The organism is Streptomyces sp. NPDC127595, from assembly GCF_042671685.1.
Classification (GTDB): domain Bacteria; phylum Actinomycetota; class Actinomycetes; order Streptomycetales; family Streptomycetaceae; genus Streptomyces.
This window is the reverse complement of sequence record NZ_JBHXWK010000002.1, coordinates 77398-95105: the sequence shown is the minus strand read 5'-3', so window position 1 is coordinate 95105 and position 17708 is coordinate 77398. Positions and strand designations below refer to the sequence as shown.

Genomic DNA, 17708 nt, shown 5'->3' with positions numbered 1-17708 from the left:
GTTGTAACTGACACGCTACCGATCTGAACCGTCCCACGACGACGAACCTGCTCTTCTGCACGCTGGTCACCCATGTCACCGAGCGCCCCGACGGCATCAGGATCGCGGGGATTTTCACGTGGGTCAGGCGTGCTTCTTGCCCCTCGGCACGACCATGTCCGTCAACAGCGCCGTGCCGGGGACGAGTTCGTTCCAGTCGGCGCCGTGCCAGGCGAGGATCGCGACAGCCGAGGTAGGGAACTTCGTCCGTACGTCGTCCAGCGCGTCGCCGAGGCTGTCCCCGGCCAGTTCGAGCACCAGCTCCTCCAGACCCGGGTTGTGCCCGATCAGCAGCAACGTCAGTACGTGATCGGGGACTTCGGACACCGCTGCCAGCAACTCCGGTACGTCGGCGCCGTACAACCGCCGTTCCAGGCGCACCGGAGGTGGAGTGCCCCACTGTGCGGCGGCCAACTCCCAGGTCTGCCGGGCCCGTTCAGCGGTCGAGCACAGCGCGAGGTCCGGGAGGCAGTCGGCGTCGGCGAGGGCGCGACCGGCGGCCGGGGCGTCGCGGAGGCCGCGCGGCGCGAGGGGCCGTTCATGGTCGGCCACTCCCACGGGCCAGGCGGACTTGGCGTGCCGCAGGACGACGAGTCTGCGCAGCGGGACGGTCCCGGCGCGGGCGTTCACAGCACCGAGCCGATGTCGCGGGTGAGTTCGAGCCCAAGGAGACGGTCCGCGTAGGCGTACGTCTCGAACCGGGCGCCTTCCGGCACGTCCTCGGCGCTCTCCACGCGCCGCAACACGTCGAGTACGGCGGGCACGTCGAGGTCGTCCTCCCATGCGGCCCGCAGTTCCTGCCGTACGGCTTCGGGGACGGGCTTGGACGGACGCGTCGCCCAGGTGGCGACCGCCTTCCGCCAGCGTGCGAGCGTCTCGCGAGCGCCTTCGAGGTCGGCGGCGGCGAGGTCGACGGGCTCCCGGCGCGGGGTCGCGAGCAGGATCATGCGCAGCAGGGCCGGATCGGCCGTGCCGGTGACCGGGGCGACCTCGACCCGGATGCCCTCCGTGGCGGTGTAGCCCGGCGCGAGGACATGAAGGGCCGGGCCCGCGCCGGCCGTACCCGCTTCGGCGCGGCGGATGCCGAGCGCGTCGGCGCGCGCCCGGAGGTCCGGGGGCGGGTCGGCCGCGGTGACGGTGGGCGTCCCGCCGAGTTCCAGGGCCCGGGCGAGCACATCGGCGACCAGCAGCACCCGCAGCGCGGACGTGTCGGCCCCCGGCAGATGCACCTGGACACGGGCCAGCACCCGTCGGGCGCGGACGGCATCGGTGGACTCGCCTGTTCGAACATCGGTGATACGCAGCACGAAGTGAGCGTAGGCGCGCGGAGGGCCGGGCGCAGGGAGGTCGAACCTATTCCGGACAGCACCGAGCCCCCGTAGAGGTATTCCGCTCGCCCGGGCGGCCCCCGGAGCCCATCGGGAATCGCCGGGCGCCCGGGGCTGTTGCCCGGCACAGGCGCCCTTCGACGGGAGGGGCGAGGCGTCGGGACAGAGGAGACAGGCCATGTACGGCGACGACGAGACGACTCGCAGGATTCTCCAGGACCTTGGTGACACCTGGGCGGTCGTGGGCCTCTCCACCAACCGGCGGCGCGCGGCATACGGTGTCGCCGAGGTCCTGCAGCGGCACGGCAAGCGGATCGTGCCGGTCCATCCGAAGGCGGAAACGGTCCTCGGCGAGCAGGGCTACGCCTCCCTTGAGGACATCCCCTTCGACGTCGACGTCGTGGACGTCTTCGTCAACAGCGACCTCGCGGGACCCGTCGCCGACGAGGCCGTAAGCATCGGCGCCAAGGCGGTCTGGTTCCAGCTCGATGTCATCGACGAGGGGGCGTTCGACCGGACGCGTGCGGCGGGCCTGGACATGGTCATGGACCGCTGCCCCGCGATCGAGTACGGCCGGATGCGCTGACCCTCAACTGGCCCGAGCGGCGAAAGCGGTTGACACCTCTCGCTGATCACGGGTTCCCTGCTCCGGTGTCCACCCTTCGTATCGAGCAGCCGGACGACGAGGCCCGTCTCAGGGACTGGCAGCACGTCCACAACGTGATCGTCCCGCCCGCCGCCATGTCACTGGACGACGTACGGGAGCGTGTGCGGCGCTACCGCCTCGAGGTCGCGTACCTCGGTGATGTCCTGGTCGGCTGCACGACGGTGCGCCCGCCCGCGGACGACAGCGCCACCGCCACGGTGATCGCCCGGGTGCTCGCCGAACACCGCGGCCGGGGCTTCGGCGAGGAGCTCTACGCCCGCGGCCTCGGTCAGGCGCGCGAGTGGGGCGCCGAGGTGATCGAGACCGTCGTCCTGGCGTCCAACGAGGACGGGCTGCGGTTCGCCGAGAAGCACGGGTTCACCGAAGTCGAGCGGTACTCGCTGCCGGGAGACACCGTCCAGTGGATCGACCTGCGCCTGGCCTGAGGAGTCAGTGTGCGTGGCCGAGGAAGGTGGTGACGGCCTCCGTGAAGCGGCGGGGGTCGTCGAGCCAGGGAAAGTGACCGGCGCCGGGCAGAACCACTGTCTCCGCCTCGCGGAACAACTCAGCGATCGAGGCGGCCACCCGGGGAAGCGGGCCGCTGTCCAGCTCTCCCGCGAGGACCAGAACCCGCGCGTCCCACCCGGCGACGACCGCACGGGCTCCGGCCGGGTCGAAGGCTCCGGGAGACGCGTACAGGTCCGCGGCCTCTTCGTTGGACTGCTCGACGTGGCTAGCTGCGTGCATCCGGGCCGCCGTGTCCCAACGGCCATAGAAGAACGGAGTGACCGCGTCCCAGTCCGCCTCGGTCCCGTATCCGGCCCAGATCCGCTCGTAGGATTCGTTCGCATCAGCGAACCACGGCTCGTCCTTTCGCAGCGCGGCAGCCTCCCGACGATGCTCCTCGGTGAAGTCGACACCCAGGGCGCGCGCACGGCCGGTGACGAGCGTGAGGGTGCGGACGCACCCCGGGTGCCGGGCCGCGTAGAGAAGGGCCAGGTCGCCGCCCGCCGAGTGGGCGAGAAGATCGACGCGCTCCAGCCCGAGGTGCGCGCGGAGGGCCTCGACGTCGGCGACCTGCCGGTCGCAGCGGTACGTCGCCGGGTCGGCCGGAATGCCGGAGGCGCCGGTGCCCCGCAGATCGAGCACGATCAGCCTGCGGTGTTGCGACAGTCCGCCGAGATCGCCGAGATAGGCGGAGGCGCGCATCGGGCCACCGGGCAGACAGAGCAGCGGCTCGCCCTCGCCCATCACGTGATAGGCGAGTTCGGTGCCGTCGGGAGCGGTGAAGGCGGGCATCCGGCCATCCTGCTGACCGACCGGCGATCACCGCAAGCACCCGGCTCGGCAACAGCCCGACCTGGACCGATACGACCGCAAACAGATGTTCACCTTTACCCGGCCATACGCGGGCTTTGCCTCAGGTTAGCCATGTGTACAGATGCGATTGCTTCCATCGAAGAATGGACCACATCACGTTCCTCGTGGCGGTCGTCATCGTCACGGCGCTGGCGTTCGACTTCACCAACGGTTTCCACGACACGGCGAACGCGATGGCCACGTCCATCGCCACCGGTGCGCTCAAACCGCGAACAGCCGTACTGATCAGCGGCATCCTGAACGTCGTCGGAGCCTTCCTCTCCACCGAGGTCGCCAAGACGATCTCGGGCGGCATCGTCGACGACACCCTGGTCACACCAGGCATGATCTTCGCCGGCCTGGTCGGGGCGATTCTGTGGAATCTGATGACCTGGCTCGTCGGGCTTCCTTCCAGTTCCTCGCACGCCCTGTTCGGCGGACTGATCGGAGCGGTGTGGGTCGGCGCGGGTGAGCACGGCGTGCACTTCGACATGGTGGTGCAGAAGATCCTGATCCCGGCCGTGGCCTCGCCCCTCGTGGCGGGCATCGCCGCGCTGCTGGCCACCTACCTTGCGTACCGGATCACCGCACGGACCCGTGAGAAGACGGTGACCAAGGGCTTCCGGCTCGGCCAGATCGCCTCGGCCTCGCTGGTCTCGCTGGCCCACGGCACCAACGACGCGCAGAAGACGATGGGCGTGATCACCCTGACGCTGATCTCGGCGGGGGCGCTGGGCCACGACGCCGGTCCCCCCGTGTGGGTGATCGCATCGGCCGGTCTCGCCATCGGGCTCGGTACCTATCTGGGCGGCTGGCGGATCATCCGCACCATGGGCAAGGGCCTCACCGACATCCAGTCGCCCCAGGGCTTCGCCGCCGAGGCGGCCTCCACGACTGTGATTCTCACCTCGGCCCACATGGGTTTCGCGCTCTCCACCACACAGGTCTGCTCGGGCGGCATCCTCGGCGCCGGCCTGGGCAGGCGTCTGGCCGAGGTCCGCTGGGGCACGGCGGGCCGCATGGTGATCGCCTGGCTGGTCACGCTGCCCGCGGCCGCGCTGGTCGGCGGGGTCTCCGCGAGCGTGGTGACGCACGGCGGGACCTTCGGCATCGTGGTGATCGCACTAGTCGCCCTGGCCGTCGCCGCGGCCATCGTGATCGCCTCGCGCCGCAACCCGGTGAGCGCCAAGAACGTGAACGACGGCCATGAGGTCACCATCCGCAGCGCGACGCCGGCCGATGTCGGCACGGCCGCCTGACCCGGGGAGTTTCGGACATGAATATCGACTGGAGCGCACTCGGCGAGGTTGCCGCGGTGAGCACGGGAGTTACCGTCGGAGTGGTGGTCGTCTTCGCCCTCGGCGTGCTGGGCCTGGCCCGGGTCGAGTCCGCGCGCGAAGGTGACGGCGGCACCGACACCCTGGCGTTCGCCCAGGCCGGGCTCTGCTTCCTGGCCTGCGCGGCCGTGGTGGCGTACGGGATCTACCTGATCGTGCCGCAGTTCCACTGAGACCCGACACCGAAGTCGGGCACTGGTACTGGCGCAGACATTGACATTGACGCACCGGGAGAAGGGAAGGCTGACATGACGCCACTGATGGCGGGAATGAGTGTCGACTACAGCGATCACGACGACCCCGTGCTGATCCGCCCTGACGGCAGCCCGGTCGATACCTGGCGGGAGAACTACCCGTATCCGGAGCGCATGGAGCGCAAGGAGTACGACTGGCACAAGCGCCTCCAGCAGATAGAACTGCTGAAGCTGCAGAGCTGGATAAAGGAGTCCGGGCGACGGCTCGTCATCGTCTTCGAAGGACGGGACGCGGCCGGCAAGGGCGGCACGATCAAGCGCTTCACCGAGCATCTGAATCCGCGTGGCGCACGGGTCGTGGCTCTTGAGAAGCCGACCGAGCGCGAGCGCGGGCAGTGGTACTTCCAGCGGTACGTGGAGCATCTGCCGACCGCGGGCGAGATAGTGATGTTCGACCGGTCCTGGTACAACCGCGCCGGCGTCGAGCGCGTCATGGGCTTCGCCACGGACGACGAGTACCGGCGCTTCATGCGGCAGGCGCCCGCGTTCGAGCGGATGCTGGTCGACGACGGTGTGGACCTGATCAAGTTCTGGTTCTCGGTCTCGCAGGGCGAGCAGCGCACCCGCTTCACGATCCGCCAGGTCGACCCCGTACGGCAGTGGAAGCTGAGCCCCATGGACCTGGCCTCGCTGGACCGCTGGGACGACTACACCGCCGCCAAGGTCGCCATGTTCCGCGAGACGGACACCGAACAGGCGCCCTGGACCGTGGTGAAGAGCAACGACAAGAAGCGGGCCCGCGTCGAGGCCATGCGCAGCGTCCTCGCCCGCTTCGACTACACCGACAAGGACGAAGAGGTCGTCGGCAGCCCCGACCCGAGCGTCGTGGGCGCGGCGGCGAACCTGCTGGAAGAGGGCGAGGACGACACCGCCCACATCTTCTGACGCGGATGCCGGCCCGGCTCGGCCTGCTGAGGCACGCGCCGTTGCGCTCTCAGTCGTGAGCCGGGCGGTCGTTGAGACGGTGGTCGGCGAGGTTCAGCGCCTCGTCGACCACCCGGCGCAGATGGCCGTCGCCGAGTGAGTAGATCACCCGGCGGCCTTCCTTACGGGTGTTCACGAGCCCGGCGAGACGGAGCCGTGCCAGGTGCTGGCTGACGGCCGGTCGCGCGGCGCCGCATGCCTCCGTGAGTGTGCTGACGTCGGCTTCTCCGCCGGTCAGAGCGTGCAGCAGGGCGAGGCGCGTGCGATCGCCCAGCAGGGCGAGGAGTTCCGCCGCGAGCGCGAACTGTTCTTCAGCAGGAGTGCGCGGGTGCGCATCGTGTGCAGGTGATAGGTGCGTGCGTGCGCTCATACGCACATAATGGCTCCGTGGACGGTGCCGCGTCCACTCCGCGCACCGGAGAGGGGCCCACGTGAGCGACGAACACACCCACACCGACGATCACGATCACGATCACGATCGGGGTCACGACCACGACCACGGCCACACGCACGCGCACGCGCACGCGCACGGCCGGAGTCACACCCACGACCGCCCCGAGGGCCACTCCCACCCCCGCCGCTTCCCGCACCGCCTACGCCACCTCCTCACCCCCCACTCCCACGAAACCGCCGACAAACTCGACTCTGCCCTGGAGTCGTCGGCCCGAGGCATGCGCGCCCTCTGGGTCTCCCTCCTCGTCCTCGGCGCAACTGCCGCCGCGCAGGCGGTCGTTGTCGTGTTCTCGGGATCGGTCGCGCTGCTCGGCGACACGGTGCACAACGCGGCCGACGCCCTCACCGCCGTGCCGCTCGGGATCGCCTTCGTACTGGGCCGCCGCGCGGCGACGCGACGGTTCACCTACGGCTACGGCCGGGCGGAGGACCTCGCGGGCATCGTGATCGTGCTGACGATCGCCGCGTCCGCCGCCTTCGCGGCCTGGACAGCGGTCGACCGGCTGCTGAACCCCCGGCCGGTCCACCACATCCCGGTCGTCGCCGTCGCCGCGTTCATCGGCTTCCTCGGCAACGAGTGGGTCGCCCGCCACCGCATCCGCGTCGGCCGCGAGATCGGCTCGGCCGCGTTGGTGGCGGACGGACTCCACGCCCGTACGGACGGATTCACCTCACTGGCCGTCCTTGTGGGTGCGGGAGGCGCGGCACTCGGCTGGCAACTCGCCGACCCGCTGGTGGGGTTGGCGATCACTGCCGCGATCCTGCTGGTGCTGCGGGATGCCGCACGCGAGGTGTTCCGACGCGTGATGGACGCGGTCGACCCGGCGATGGTGGACCGGGCCGAGGAGGCTCTGCGCGAGGTGCCGGGTGTGCACGGGGTGGGTGAGCTGCGGCTGCGCTGGATCGGGCACCGGCTGCGCGCCGAGGTGGCGGTCGTGGTCGACGGCGAGGTGAGCGTACGCCGGGCCCACGACATCGCCGTGGAGGCCGAACACGCCCTGCTGCACGCCGTACCGAAGCTCACCGCGGCCCTGGTCCACGCCGATCCCGCCCCCGCACCGGGCGAGAGCGACCCGCATCTGACGCTGGCGCATCACGCCACGGTCTGACCCGCCGTCAGGCGACAGGCACCGGGCGACGGCACCCACATCTGACGCGGCCCATCAAGCCATCGCCCGACGCGTCACCTGACCCTTCGTTCAGGCGACGCCGAGCCCCTCCAGCACCACCACGTTGGGCAGTTCCGCGAAAAGCTTCCCCGGCACCAGAAGCTTTCCGCGTCGCCGCCCGCTTCCCACCAGTACATACGGCAGCTCGACGACCGCCGAGTCCACCAACACCGGCCAGGCGCCGGGGAGTCCGATGGGGGTGATGCCGCCGTACTCCATGCCGGTCTCTCCGGTCGCGATGTCCATCGACGCGAACGAGGCCTTGCGGGCGCCGAGTTGGCGGCGGACCGCGCCGTTGACGTCGACGCGGGTCGCGGACAGGACCACACACGCGGCGAGCGTGGTCTCGCCGCCACGCTTGCCCGCGACGACCACGCAGTTGGCGGACTGGTCGAGCAGTTCCTTGCCGTAGTGCTCGACGAAGGTCGCGGTGTCGGCCCAGACCGGGTCCGTTTCGACATAGACGATCTGGTCGGCGGGGATGTCTCCGCGCCAGTCGCGTACGGCGTCTGCGACCGGGCGGGTGAGTTCGCCGAGGCAGTCGGGGGCGGGCGTGGCGTGGTCGAAGTGTCCGATCGGTGCGCGCATGACGGCACGCTAACAGCCGCGCGCGAGCCCTCGGTCAGGAGTCCCGGTGCACGCCCGGCACCGACACAGTCATGATCATCTCCACCGGCGCGTCACTGTCATTGCCGTACGTGTGAGGGGTGTTGGCCTCGAAGGAGGCGCTGGCGCCCGCGGGCACGCGGTGCTCGATGCCGTCGACGGTGAGGGTCAGCTCGCCCGCCGTGACGTGGAGGAGTTCGACCGTGCCGGTGGGGTGCGGGTCCGAGGGGCTGCCCTCGCCGGGCATCAGCCGCCAGTCCCACATCTCCAGCGGTCCCGGCGCCTCGGTGCCCGCAAGGAGCCGGTTGTAGCTGCCGGCGTCGGTGTGCCACAGCCGTACGGCCTGTTCGGCCGGGACGATCCGGACCTTGGGGCCCTGCTCGTAGTCGAGGAGGGTCGTGATGCTGATGCCGAGCGCGTCACCGATCTTGACGACGGTGCCGAGGCTGGGGTTGGTCCTGGCCTGCTCGATCTGGATGAGCATGCCGCGGCTGACTCCGGCACGGGCGGCGAGCGCGTCCAGCGTGAAGCCGCGCTCGGTTCTCCAACGCTTGACGTTGCGCGCCAGGGACTGGGTCAGCAGGTCGAGGTCCGACACATTCCGTCCAATATTCTGAATGACAGAGTTCAATTCACTGCACTATGGTGTGGTGCACCAGATTGTTCACCAAACTGTACTGCGAGGGACTCATGACAGCACTCTTCGCCCTGGCCACCAGCCTCCTGTGGGGCATGGCCGACTTCGGCGGAGGACTGCTGACCCGACGTATGCCCGCCCTCTCGGTGGTCGTCGCCTCGCAGACGATCGCGGCGGGCGTCCTGGGCGTGGTCGTGCTCGCCACCGGCGGGTGGAGCGAGGCCGGACCGCAGCTGTGGTTCGCGGTGGCCGCGGGCCTGGTCGGTCCGGTCGCGATGCTCTCCTTCTACAAGGCGCTGGCGCTCGGCCCGATGGGCGTCGTCTCACCGCTCGGCTCACTGGGCGTCGCCGTGCCGGTGGGCGTGGGACTCGTCCTGGGCGAGCGCCCGGGTCTGCTCCAGTTCGCGGGCATCGCGGTCGCCGTCGTCGGGGTCGTGCTCGCGGGTGGGCCGCAGCTCAAGGGCGCCCCCGTCCAGCGGCAGGCCGTCCTGCTCACCCTCCTCGCCGCCTTCGGCTTCGGCGCGGTGATGTCCCTGATCGCGGAGGCCTCGACGAACCTCACCGGCCTCTTCCTCGCCCTCTTCGTGCAGCGCGTGACCAATGTGGCGGCGGGCGGCACGGCCCTCTGCATCTCGGTGAAGCGCGGCGCCAAGGCCCTCCCCGAGGGCGGTCTCCCATGGACCCTGCTCCCCGCGCTCGCCTTCGTCGGCCTCGCCGACGTGGCGACCAACGGCACGTACTCGATCGCCGCCCAGCACGGCCCGGTCACCGTCGCCGCCGTCCTCGCCTCGCTGTATCCGGTGGTCACGGCCCTGGCCGCACGCGGCATCCTCAGCGAGCGGCTGCGCGGAGTCCAGGCGGCGGGCGCGGGTCTGGCCCTGGTCGGCACGGTCCTGCTGGCGACGGGCTGAGTCAGCTCTCGGTGCGTACGTCCCCGGGGGCGCCCTGAACGTCGAGGTCCAGCTCCGCCAGGCGCGCCGCCGTCTCCTCGTCGAGCCCCGACAGCGCCGACAACTGCTCCGGCGTCACCCCGTCGGGAATCGGCACCGGCGCCGGCGTCCGCAGCGGTGGCTGCCATCCGTCCACCACGTCCCAGCGCCGTACGACGCGAGCGGGCGCCCCTGCCACAACGGCATGGTCCGGCACCTCACCCCGTACCACCGCACCGGCGGCCACCACCACGTTCCGCCCGATCCGCGCGCCCGGCAGGATCACCGCCCCGGTCCCGATCCAGCAGCCGGGCCCGATCTCCACCGGCTCCATCCGCGGCCACTGTTTCCCGATGGGCATGTGCGGATCGTCGTACGAGTGGTTCGTGGACGTGATGTACACATACGGCCCGAAGTAGCAGTCGCTGCCGATGGTGACCGTCGTGTCGGCGATGACATGGCTGCCGCGGCCGAGCACGACACCGTCGCCGATGCGCAGGATCGGGTCGGGGCCGAGGTCGAGGTCGGGCATCAGGCCGGCGGTCAGCGTGACCTGTTCGCCGACGATGCAGTGAGAGCCCAGGTGGATCCACGGTTCACCGAAGACAGTGCCGAGCGGGAAGGCCAGTCTGCTACCTGTTCCCATCGCGCCGAAGCGGAACCGGCCCGGGTGTTCGGCCGTGATCGCGCCTGTGCGCTGCACCCAGGCCCAGCCCGCGTGGACGGCACGCTGCGCGAGGTGGCGCCGCCATGATGAGAACGTGTTCCTGTTCGTGGGCACCCGCTCACGGTACTCAGCACGCGGTGTGCCGATGCGGTCGTACGGCTGTGATCTTCGCCCCACCCGGGCCCGCACCCGATGGCATTTCGATGGCATACGGTGCCGGTGAATCGACGAGAAGGAGACGGTGATGACGCAGCGGGCGCTGATCGCGGAGTTCGGCGGCAAGGAGCCGAAGGTGGACCCGGAGGCGTTCGCGGCACCGATGTCCGTGGTGATCGGCGAGGTGACTCTGCACGCGGGGGCGAGCGTCTGGTACGGCGCGGTGCTGCGTGCCGAAGCCGGCCCGATCGTCATCGGCGCCGACAGCAACATCCAGGACAACTGCACGCTCCACGTCGACCCGGGCTTCCCCGTCACCGTCGGCGAGCGCGTCTCCGTCGGGCACAACGCGGTGATCCACGGCGCCACCCTCGAGGACGGCTGCCTGGTCGGGATGGGCGCGACGGTCCTCAACGGCGCGGTGATCGGCGCCGGTTCCATGGTGGCCGCGCAGGCGCTGGTGCCGCAGGGCATGCGCGTACCCCCGGGCTCGCTGGTCGCCGGCGTACCGGCCAAGGTCAGACGCGAGCTGACCGACGAGGAGCGCGCGGGCATCTCGGAGAACGGCAGGCGGTACACCGAGCGCGCGAAGGCACATCGCGCGGTGCACGAGGGGAACTGACCGAGTCCGGTCCGGTCGGACTCAGTCGGCCGGCACGGCCGGTGCTTCAGCCGGCCCGGCGGCAACCAGTCGGCCAGCACAACCGCTGCTCCAGCCGGCCCGGCGGCAACCAGTCGACGGCGAGCGCCCGGAACAGCCAGTGCATCAACGAGCTCAGCGGCCCGATGCCGGCCCAGCCTGAAGCAGTCGCCGACGCAGCCGGCGCTTCAGCCGACTCGGGTGCCTCGTACGGGCCCCGCGTGAATCAGTCGACGGCGGGCGCCGGCACGGCCGGTGTCTCGGCGGCCTCGGCCGCCTCGTGGCGCGCCGCCGCCCTCTTCGCCTTGCGGCGCACGATCAGCATCGAGGCGAGCCCGATGAGCACTGCGAGGACCAGACCGAGATAGGAGAAGCGCTTGAGCCAGTCCTCGGCGACCACGCCCACGTAGTAGATGACGGCGGTGGTGCCGCCGGCCCAGATGATCCCACCGAGGACGTTGGCGATCAGGAACTTCCAGTACGGCATCTTCAGGACGCCCGCGAGCGGGCCCGCGAAGATCCGCAGCAGGGCGATGAAACGGCCGAAGAAGACGGCCCACATGCCCCACTTCTCGAAGGACCGCTCGGCCGTCGCGATGTGCGCCTCACCGAAGTGCCTGGGGAACTTGGCGCCCAGCCAGGCAAGGAGTGGCCGTCCGCCCTTGCGGCCGATGGCGTAGCCGATCGAGTCGCCGACGATCGCTCCCGCGGTGGCGCACGCCCCGAGGACGACCGGGTTGACCCCGGCGTGCTGCGAGGAGAGCAGTGCCGCGGAGACCAGGATGATCTCGCCGGGCAACGGGATGCCGAGGCTCTCCAGGCCGATGACCAGCCCCACCAGCGCGTAGACGGCGACCGCGGGCACCGTCTCTAGCCATTCCTGGACGTGCAACGCCGGTTCCTCCCGTTTCGCCCGCCCTGCGTTCGAAGCGAGCAGCGAGTGCGCGCCGGGCAGCGTCTCTGATTGGCCTCGCGAGCCTAACCGTTGCTCAGGGAGGGGAGCCAATCGCCTCCGGCGGCGGCGAGGCCGGTGCGCCGGACGACCGGGCGGCGTGTCACGCGCTCACCTCCGTGGCCGGGTCCGGGGACCGGCGGCTCAGCGACCGCCCCTGATCGCCCCCGTGACCGACAGGGCCGTATCCCGGCTCAGTTGTTCGGGCGCAGCGTCCAGACGACCGTCATCTCACCGGTCACCGCACCGTCCCCGCGCTGGATGGCCACGGCGACGGGGAACTCCGGACGCTGACCGGCGTCGAGTTCGGCGACGACGTCGACGGCGGGGCGGCCGAGCGTGGCGGTGGCCGTGATGGGCCCCATCGCGAGCTTCTTGTACGCGATCTCGGCGCGGACGGCGAGCGGCACGGCGCGCGACAACTGGTCACCGAACGCGGCGAGGACGATCGCCCCGCTCGCCGACTCCCCCAGCGTGAACATCGCTCCGGCGTGCGGGCCGCCGACATGGTTGTGGTAGTCGTTCTGGTCCGGCAGGGCCACCACGGCCTTCTCCGGCGTGGTCTCCACGAAATCCAGGTTCAGGGTCCGGGCCATCGGCACGGTGGCGGCGAGCATCTCGCCGATCGACATCTGGTCTGCGCTCATACCCGCATGTTACCCACGAGTAGCAACTGTTGACCAGCGCCCGGCGCGGTTCGCAGGATCGTTATGCCGCCTGTGCGGCCAGGGGGCAGCGGTCCACCCCTGACATCCCGTCCGGTACATGTCTGACGAGACGCAGTGACCGAAACGAGTCACAGGCGGCACTAAGGTGACTCCCCATGTGGCCAGGACAGCAGCCGCCCGGGGGCGAGCAGAACCCGCAGGACCAGAACCCGTACCAGCAGCCGGGGTACCAGCAGCCGAATCCGTACCAACAGCCCGGATACCAGCACACGGGGTATCCGCAGGCCAACCCGTACGGAGAGCAGCCGGGGCAGCCGCAGTGGGGGGCTCCGACGGTGCCGCTCGGGGCGCCGCAAGCCCCTGGCGGTCCGGGTGGCGGCGGGAACAAGACCAAGATCACGGCAATCGTCGCGGCGTCCGCCGTCGTGGTCGCAGCCGGTGTCACCGGCTTCCTCGTCCTCGGCGGCGACAAGGACGACAACGCGGGCGGCGATCCGTCCAAGTCCCCCTCGGCGTCCGCCTCCACGTCGCCGAGCGCTAGCGGCGGTGACGACAACCCGCGGGGCGGCGACGAGGAGCAGGCGACGGTCGCGGGCTGGAAGGTCGTCGTCAACCCCAAGTGGGGCACGGCCTTCGACGTACCGGCGGACTGGGAGGTCCAGACTCCGGGTACGTTCATCGGCTTCGAGGACGACAAGAAGGGCGACGGTTCGGTACTGATCGGCATGTCCGCTCCCGCGTTCCTCCAGGAGAAGTGGTGCACGTCCGACTCCGACAAGGACGGCTACGAGGAGGAGTCGGCGCTGGCAGCCGTGGGGACCAAGGGGCAGAGCGGCGCCAAGAACACCGACGACGTCGCACAGAACGACTCGGCCTGGTGGGTCTTCGGCGGCTACACGGACCAGAAGGACGCCTCGAAGAAGCTGCTCACGATCGGCAAGCCGAAGGCGTACACGACAACTTCGGGCATCACGGGCAGCGTCGCGACGACGTACTCGTCCGGCGTCCCGAAGAAGGACAAGTGCTCCTCCGACGGCAAGGCGACCACCTTCGCCTTCAAGAACTCGGCCGAGGACTTCGTGTCCTGGACCTTCTACGGAGCCAAGGGTGTGTCCGAGGAGGTCTCGGACGCGACCGTGCAGAAGATCCTCAGCACGGTACGGCTGCACGGTGAGCCGACGGGGTAGGGCGCGGGAGCGGGTGAACCCGGGACGCGCTCACCGTGCCGACATCCCGAGGCGGTGAGTCGCGGCCCGCGCGGCAAGGAGTTCCGTAAGGCCGTGCGCAGGGTCCCTTGACCTGCGGACCATCCCCTCCTGCCGTTGGCAAAAGGTTTGGCAAGCCGGCCCCTCGGCAGGGATAGTCACCCGGTGACCTCTGCCGCCGACTCCCCCCGACGCCTGCGCCGCCCTTCCTGGGCCGGCCGGAACTACACCCTGCTGACCGCCGCCGCGATCGCCACCAACCTGGGCAGCCAGGGCGCCCTGATCGCCTCGGCGTTCGCGGTGCTCGACACCGGCGGCGACGGGGGTGACGTGGGACTGGTGGCCGCGGCGCGGACGTTGCCGCTGGTGCTCTTCCTGCTGATCGGCGGCGCGGTGGCGGACCGGCTGCCGCGCCACCGGGTGATGGTGGCGGCCAACGCCCTCAACTGCGTCTCGCAGGCGGCGTTCGCGACGCTGGTCATCGCCGGCGAGCCACTGCTGTGGCAGATGATGCTGCTGAGCGCGCTCGGCGGCACGGGGCAGGCCTTCTTCAACCCGGCGGCCGAGGGCATGCTGATGTCCTCGGTGAGCGGGCCCCAGGCGAGCCGGGCCTTCGCTATGTTCCGGATGGCGATGCACGGCGCCGGGCTCGGCGGCGCGGCCCTCGGCGGGGCGATGGTGGCAGCGATCGGGCCCGGCTGGGTGCTGGCCGTGGACGCGGTGGCGTTCGCGGTCGCCGGGTCGCTGCGCGCCTTCCTCGACGTCAGCCATATTCCGGCGCGCAAACCCGGCGGTGGCCTGCTCTCCGATCTCCGTGAGGGCTGGCGGGAGTTCATCGGACGACAGTGGCTGTGGACGATCGTCGCGCAGTTCTCCGTGGTCGTCGCGGTCGTCGGCGCGGCCGAGGCGGTCTACGGTCCGCTGGTCGCCCGGGACAGTCTCGGCGGGGCGGGCCCGTGGGGGCTCGCCCTCGGCGCGTTCGGCCTCGGTACCGTCTGCGGCGCGCTGCTGATGACCCGCTGGAAACCGCGCCGCCTCCTGCTCGCCGGCACCCTCTGCGTCTTCCCCCTCGCCGCCCCGTCCGCCGCGCTCGCGATACCCCTGCCACTGGGCTGGCTGTGCGCGGTGATGCTCGTCAGCGGTCTGTCCATCGAGGTGTTCGGGGTCTCGTGGATGACCGCGCTGCACCAGGAGATCCCCGAGAACAAGCTCTCGCGTGTCTCCGCCTACGACTGGTTCGGGTCGATCGCGATGGTTCCGCTGGCCACGGCGCTGGCGGGCCCGGCGGAGCTGGCCTTCGGCCGTACGGCCTCCCTGTGGGGCTGCGCCGTCCTCGTCGTGGTGGTCACGGCGGCGGTGCTTTGTGTTCCGGACGTACGGAATCTGACGCGGCGGACGAAGGCGGTGGCGCAGGGGACGCCCAGGCCGAACGGCGTACCGGGGTCAGCCGATGCTGAAGGCACCGTCGGGCGGCTCGGGTGAGGGGACCGCGTCCGCGTCCCGTACGGGCTTCGCGCCGCCGATGAACTCCCGCAGCACGGCGCCGTGTTCGACACGCGCCGGGAAGGCGTCGGAGGCGGTACGGCGGGCGAGGGTGGCGGTGTCGAGCGGGCGGTGGGAGGCCACGAGCACCGCGTTGCCGAAGCGGCGGCCGCGCCGGACCCCGGGTTCGGCGATCAGCGCCAGCTCCTCGAAAACCGTGGCGAACGTGGCCAGTTGGGAGCGCAGGAAGGCGAAGGGCGCGGCGTCGGCGAGGTTCGCGAGGTAGACACCGTCCGCGCGAAGGACCCGCTCGGCCGCCCGCGCGTAGGCCACGGAGGTGAGATGCGCCGGGACGCGAGAGCCGCCGAAGACGTCCGCGATCACGATGTCGACGGAGTCGGGCGCCGCGGCCTCGGTCCAGGCGCGGGCGTCCGCACCGTGCAGCGCGATGGCCGCGCCGTCGGACACGGGCAGGTGCTCGACGACCAGGGAGAGCAGGCCGCCGTCGGCCTCCACCACGTCCTGCCGCGACCCCGGCCGCGTCGCGGCGACATAGCGCGGCAGGGTGAGCGCGCCTCCCCCAAGGTGCAGTACGTCCAGCGGCCTCCCCGGTTCCGCGACCGTGTCCACCACATGCCCGAGCCGGCGCGCGTACTCGAACTCCAGATGCGTCGGCGCGTCCAGATCGACATACGACTGCGGCGCCCCGTCCACCGTCAGCAGCCACGCCCGCTTCCGGTCCACGTCCGGCATCAGCTTGGCGATCCCGTGATCCACGTCCCGTGTCACGGGTATCGGCTCGTCGTCCACGGGTCCATTGTGCGGCCATCCTCCATCAGCTCCGCCCGAGACCATCCAGCCCGTCCGGCGTTTGAGGACGAGCCCTTCGGGCGAACGGGGGTCTGGGAGCGGAGCCCCCGGATACGGGACGGGCAGGGGTGGAGGGGGCGAAAACTGCCCGCCTCGGAGGAGGGTGCGGGCGCCTGCACCCCGGCAGGCACCCGCACCCCACACCCCCGTCAGCCGACCGACGTCACCGTCCCCGCACCAACGGTCCGGCCCCCCTCCCGGATCGCGAAGCCCAGCCCGAGCTCCAGCGGAACGTCCCGCCCGAGCTCCACCGCCATCGTGACGGTGTCACCGGGCCTGGCGACGGCCACCTCCCCGAGGTCGACATCGCCGACCACGTCCGCGGTGCGGATGTAGAACTGCGGCCGGTACCCGGTGGCCACCGGCGTCGTACGACCCCCCTCGCGCGCCGAGAGGACGTACACCTGCGCCGAGAACCGACGGCTGGGCACGACACTTCCCGGCGCGGCGACGATGTGCCCGCGTCGGACGGCGTCGCGCGGCACCCCGCGCAGCAGCAGCGCCACGTTGTCCCCGGCCTGCGCCTCCTCCATCGGCTTGCCGAAGGTCTCGAGGCCGGTGACCACCGTGTCGACGGCGGCGCCGAGCACTTCGACGCGGTCTCCGACCCGGATCGTGCCGCGCTCGACCGCCCCGGTGACGACGGTCCCGCGCCCGGTGATCGTGAGCACGTTCTCGACCGGCAACAGGAACGGCGCGTCCAGGTACCGCTCCGGAATGGGCACGTACGTGTCCACCGCGTCGAGCAGCGCGTCGATCGACGCCGTCCAACGGGGGTCCCCCTCAAGGGCCTTGAGACCGGACACCCGTACGACCGGTACGGACTCTCCGCCGTACCCGTGCGCGGAGAGCAGCTCCCGGACCTCCAGCTCGACGAGGTCGGTGAGCTCCTCGTCACCCGCGTCGGCCTTGTTGAGCGCGACGACGATGTGGTCGACGCCCACCTGCCGGGCGAGCAGCACGTGCTCGGCGGTCTGCGGCATGATCCCGTCGAGCGCCGAGACGACGAGGATCGCCCCGTCGAGCTGGGCGGCCCCCGTGACCATGTTCTTGATGTAGTCGGCGTGACCCGGCATGTCGACATGCGCGTAGTGCCGGGTGTCGGTCTCGTACTCGACGTGCGCGATGTTGATGGTGATCCCGCGCGCGGCCTCCTCCGGCGCCCGGTCGATCCGGTCGAACGGAACGAAGGTGCCGGAGCCACGGTCGGCGAGGACCTTGGTGATGGCGGCGGTCAGGGTGGTCTTGCCGTGGTCGACGTGACCCATGGTGCCGATGTTCAGGTGCGGCTTGGTCCGCACGTAAGCCGTCTTGGGCATGGCTGTACCTCGAAGCCTCTTCAGTGTCAGCGGAGCTGAGTGATGGCCCCGGCGCGTATGAGCCGGGA

The 17708-nt window shown here is 70.7% G+C and carries 21 protein-coding genes; 10 read left to right on the top strand and 11 right to left on the bottom strand.

The annotated features are described in order from the left end of the window. Positions 1–123: 123 nt before the first annotated feature. Together ACFVKT_RS06860 and ACFVKT_RS06855 are read right to left on the bottom strand one after the other, a co-directional pair. A complete protein-coding gene (locus tag ACFVKT_RS06860) occupies positions 124–669 on the bottom strand; it encodes a SixA phosphatase family protein (protein ID WP_385728372.1) in 546 nt (181 codons plus the stop codon). Then, positions 666–1346 carry a hypothetical protein gene (locus ACFVKT_RS06855; RefSeq protein ID WP_385728370.1) on the bottom strand — a complete coding sequence of 227 codons (681 nt, stop codon included), beginning with the start codon at positions 1344–1346 and terminating at the stop codon, positions 666–668. The genes ACFVKT_RS06860 and ACFVKT_RS06855 overlap by 4 nt, the downstream gene beginning before the upstream one ends. Positions 1347–1545: 199 nt before the next feature. On the opposite strand from ACFVKT_RS06855, the gene ACFVKT_RS06850 reads away from it, so the two are divergent. Together ACFVKT_RS06850 and ACFVKT_RS06845 are read left to right on the top strand one after the other, a co-directional pair. Continuing rightward, positions 1546–1953 carry a CoA-binding protein gene (locus tag ACFVKT_RS06850; RefSeq protein ID WP_385728368.1) on the top strand — a complete coding sequence of 136 codons (408 nt, stop codon included), beginning with the start codon at positions 1546–1548 and terminating at the stop codon, positions 1951–1953. A 65-nt stretch (positions 1954–2018) separates the two neighbouring features. Then, the gene (locus ACFVKT_RS06845; RefSeq protein WP_385728366.1) at positions 2019–2459 is read left to right on the top strand and encodes a GNAT family N-acetyltransferase; all 441 of its coding nucleotides are present in this window, start codon (positions 2019–2021) and stop codon (positions 2457–2459) included. Positions 2460–2463: 4 nt separating this feature from the next. Here the strand turns inward: ACFVKT_RS06845 and ACFVKT_RS06840 are convergent, their stop codons facing one another. Further along, a complete protein-coding gene (locus ACFVKT_RS06840; protein WP_385728364.1) occupies positions 2464–3312 on the bottom strand; it encodes an alpha/beta fold hydrolase in 849 nt (282 codons plus the stop codon). 164 nt (positions 3313–3476) lie between these two features. Here ACFVKT_RS06840 and ACFVKT_RS06835 point away from each other — a divergent pair, with 164 nt between their 5' ends. The 3 genes from ACFVKT_RS06835 to ppk2 all read left to right on the top strand — a co-directional run bounded on the left by ACFVKT_RS06835 (position 3477) and on the right by ppk2 (position 5848). Continuing rightward, complete coding sequence (locus ACFVKT_RS06835; protein ID WP_385728362.1) at positions 3477–4631, top strand: anion permease; 1155 nt, start codon at positions 3477–3479, stop codon at positions 4629–4631. Positions 4632–4648: 17 nt separating this feature from the next. Beyond that, the gene (locus ACFVKT_RS06830) at positions 4649–4882 is read left to right on the top strand and encodes a hypothetical protein (RefSeq protein WP_385728360.1); all 234 of its coding nucleotides are present in this window, start codon (positions 4649–4651) and stop codon (positions 4880–4882) included. Positions 4883–4957: 75 nt separating this feature from the next. Continuing rightward, positions 4958–5848 carry a polyphosphate kinase 2 gene (gene ppk2, locus ACFVKT_RS06825; protein WP_385728358.1) on the top strand — a complete coding sequence of 297 codons (891 nt, stop codon included), beginning with the start codon at positions 4958–4960 and terminating at the stop codon, positions 5846–5848. Positions 5849–5897: 49 nt separating this feature from the next. Here the strand turns inward: ppk2 and ACFVKT_RS06820 are convergent, their stop codons facing one another. Beyond that, positions 5898–6257 (bottom strand): ArsR/SmtB family transcription factor, encoded by a 360-nt coding sequence (locus tag ACFVKT_RS06820; RefSeq protein ID WP_385728356.1) that lies wholly within the window; start codon positions 6255–6257, stop codon positions 5898–5900. A gap of 61 nt (positions 6258–6318) precedes the next feature. On the opposite strand from ACFVKT_RS06820, the gene ACFVKT_RS06815 reads away from it, so the two are divergent. Beyond that, positions 6319–7449, top strand: a complete 1131-nt coding sequence (locus ACFVKT_RS06815; protein ID WP_385728354.1) for a cation diffusion facilitator family transporter — start codon at positions 6319–6321, stop codon at positions 7447–7449. A gap of 90 nt (positions 7450–7539) precedes the next feature. Here ACFVKT_RS06815 and ACFVKT_RS06810 read toward each other — a convergent pair whose 3' ends face one another. Together ACFVKT_RS06810 and ACFVKT_RS06805 are read right to left on the bottom strand one after the other, a co-directional pair. Next, positions 7540–8097 carry a YbaK/EbsC family protein gene (locus tag ACFVKT_RS06810; RefSeq protein ID WP_385728352.1) on the bottom strand — a complete coding sequence of 186 codons (558 nt, stop codon included), beginning with the start codon at positions 8095–8097 and terminating at the stop codon, positions 7540–7542. Positions 8098–8131: 34 nt separating this feature from the next. Then, positions 8132–8713: a helix-turn-helix domain-containing protein gene (locus tag ACFVKT_RS06805; RefSeq protein WP_385728349.1), complete on the bottom strand. Its 582-nt coding sequence runs from the start codon at positions 8711–8713 to the stop codon at positions 8132–8134. Between the two features lie 92 nt (positions 8714–8805). On the opposite strand from ACFVKT_RS06805, the gene ACFVKT_RS06800 reads away from it, so the two are divergent. Next, on the top strand, positions 8806–9663 hold the full coding sequence (locus ACFVKT_RS06800; RefSeq protein ID WP_385728346.1) for an EamA family transporter: 858 nt from the start codon (positions 8806–8808) through the stop codon (positions 9661–9663). A gap of 1 nt (position 9664) precedes the next feature. Here ACFVKT_RS06800 and ACFVKT_RS06795 read toward each other — a convergent pair whose 3' ends face one another. Next, the gene (locus ACFVKT_RS06795; protein WP_385728344.1) at positions 9665–10462 is read right to left on the bottom strand and encodes an acyltransferase; all 798 of its coding nucleotides are present in this window, start codon (positions 10460–10462) and stop codon (positions 9665–9667) included. Between the two features lie 130 nt (positions 10463–10592). Here ACFVKT_RS06795 and ACFVKT_RS06790 point away from each other — a divergent pair, with 130 nt between their 5' ends. Continuing rightward, positions 10593–11126, top strand: coding sequence for a gamma carbonic anhydrase family protein (locus ACFVKT_RS06790; RefSeq protein ID WP_385728342.1), 534 nt, complete (start codon positions 10593–10595; stop codon positions 11124–11126). A gap of 244 nt (positions 11127–11370) precedes the next feature. Here ACFVKT_RS06790 and ACFVKT_RS06785 read toward each other — a convergent pair whose 3' ends face one another. Both ACFVKT_RS06785 and ACFVKT_RS06780 read right to left on the bottom strand, forming a co-directional pair. Next, positions 11371–12036: a DedA family protein gene (locus tag ACFVKT_RS06785; RefSeq protein ID WP_385728340.1), complete on the bottom strand. Its 666-nt coding sequence runs from the start codon at positions 12034–12036 to the stop codon at positions 11371–11373. A 254-nt stretch (positions 12037–12290) separates the two neighbouring features. Further along, complete coding sequence (locus ACFVKT_RS06780) at positions 12291–12743, bottom strand: DUF4442 domain-containing protein (protein ID WP_385728338.1); 453 nt, start codon at positions 12741–12743, stop codon at positions 12291–12293. Between the two features lie 176 nt (positions 12744–12919). On the opposite strand from ACFVKT_RS06780, the gene ACFVKT_RS06775 reads away from it, so the two are divergent. Further along, on the top strand, positions 12920–13951 hold the full coding sequence (locus ACFVKT_RS06775; RefSeq protein ID WP_385728336.1) for a hypothetical protein: 1032 nt from the start codon (positions 12920–12922) through the stop codon (positions 13949–13951). 183 nt (positions 13952–14134) lie between these two features. Beyond that, entirely contained in the window at positions 14135–15451 is a 1317-nt protein-coding gene (locus ACFVKT_RS06770; protein ID WP_385728334.1) for an MFS transporter, read from the top strand. Here ACFVKT_RS06770 and ACFVKT_RS06765 read toward each other — a convergent pair. Next, on the bottom strand, positions 15413–16306 hold the full coding sequence (locus ACFVKT_RS06765) for a spermidine synthase (protein WP_385728331.1): 894 nt from the start codon (positions 16304–16306) through the stop codon (positions 15413–15415). The two genes, ACFVKT_RS06770 and ACFVKT_RS06765, sit on opposite strands and share 39 nt — an antisense overlap. A gap of 164 nt (positions 16307–16470) precedes the next feature. Beyond that, entirely contained in the window at positions 16471–17640 is a 1170-nt protein-coding gene (tuf, locus tag ACFVKT_RS06760; RefSeq protein WP_385728329.1) for an elongation factor Tu, read from the bottom strand. Positions 17641–17708: the final 68 nt, after the last annotated feature.

Excerpts from the sequence above, each read along its gene's own strand:
- ACFVKT_RS06780 (WP_385728338.1), bottom strand. The coding sequence starts at position 12,743 with ATGAGCGCAGACCAGATGTCGATCGGCGAGATGCTCGCCGCCACCGTG.
- ACFVKT_RS06810 (WP_385728352.1), bottom strand. The coding sequence starts at position 8,097 with ATGCGCGCACCGATCGGACACTTCGACCACGCCACGCCCGCCCCCGAC.
- ppk2 (WP_385728358.1), top strand. The coding sequence starts at position 4,958 with ATGACGCCACTGATGGCGGGAATGAGTGTCGACTACAGCGATCACGAC.
- ACFVKT_RS06800 (WP_385728346.1), top strand. The coding sequence starts at position 8,806 with ATGACAGCACTCTTCGCCCTGGCCACCAGCCTCCTGTGGGGCATGGCC.
- ACFVKT_RS06840 (WP_385728364.1), bottom strand. The coding sequence starts at position 3,312 with ATGCCCGCCTTCACCGCTCCCGACGGCACCGAACTCGCCTATCACGTG.
- ACFVKT_RS06765 (WP_385728331.1), bottom strand. The coding sequence starts at position 16,306 with ATGGTCTCGGGCGGAGCTGATGGAGGATGGCCGCACAATGGACCCGTG.
- ACFVKT_RS06850 (WP_385728368.1), top strand. The coding sequence starts at position 1,546 with ATGTACGGCGACGACGAGACGACTCGCAGGATTCTCCAGGACCTTGGT.
- ACFVKT_RS06790 (WP_385728342.1), top strand. The coding sequence starts at position 10,593 with ATGACGCAGCGGGCGCTGATCGCGGAGTTCGGCGGCAAGGAGCCGAAG.
- ACFVKT_RS06775 (WP_385728336.1), top strand. The coding sequence starts at position 12,920 with ATGTGGCCAGGACAGCAGCCGCCCGGGGGCGAGCAGAACCCGCAGGAC.
- ACFVKT_RS06820 (WP_385728356.1), bottom strand. The coding sequence starts at position 6,257 with ATGAGCGCACGCACGCACCTATCACCTGCACACGATGCGCACCCGCGC.
- tuf (WP_385728329.1), bottom strand. The coding sequence starts at position 17,640 with ATGCCCAAGACGGCTTACGTGCGGACCAAGCCGCACCTGAACATCGGC.
- ACFVKT_RS06835 (WP_385728362.1), top strand. The coding sequence starts at position 3,477 with ATGGACCACATCACGTTCCTCGTGGCGGTCGTCATCGTCACGGCGCTG.
- ACFVKT_RS06830 (WP_385728360.1), top strand. The coding sequence starts at position 4,649 with ATGAATATCGACTGGAGCGCACTCGGCGAGGTTGCCGCGGTGAGCACG.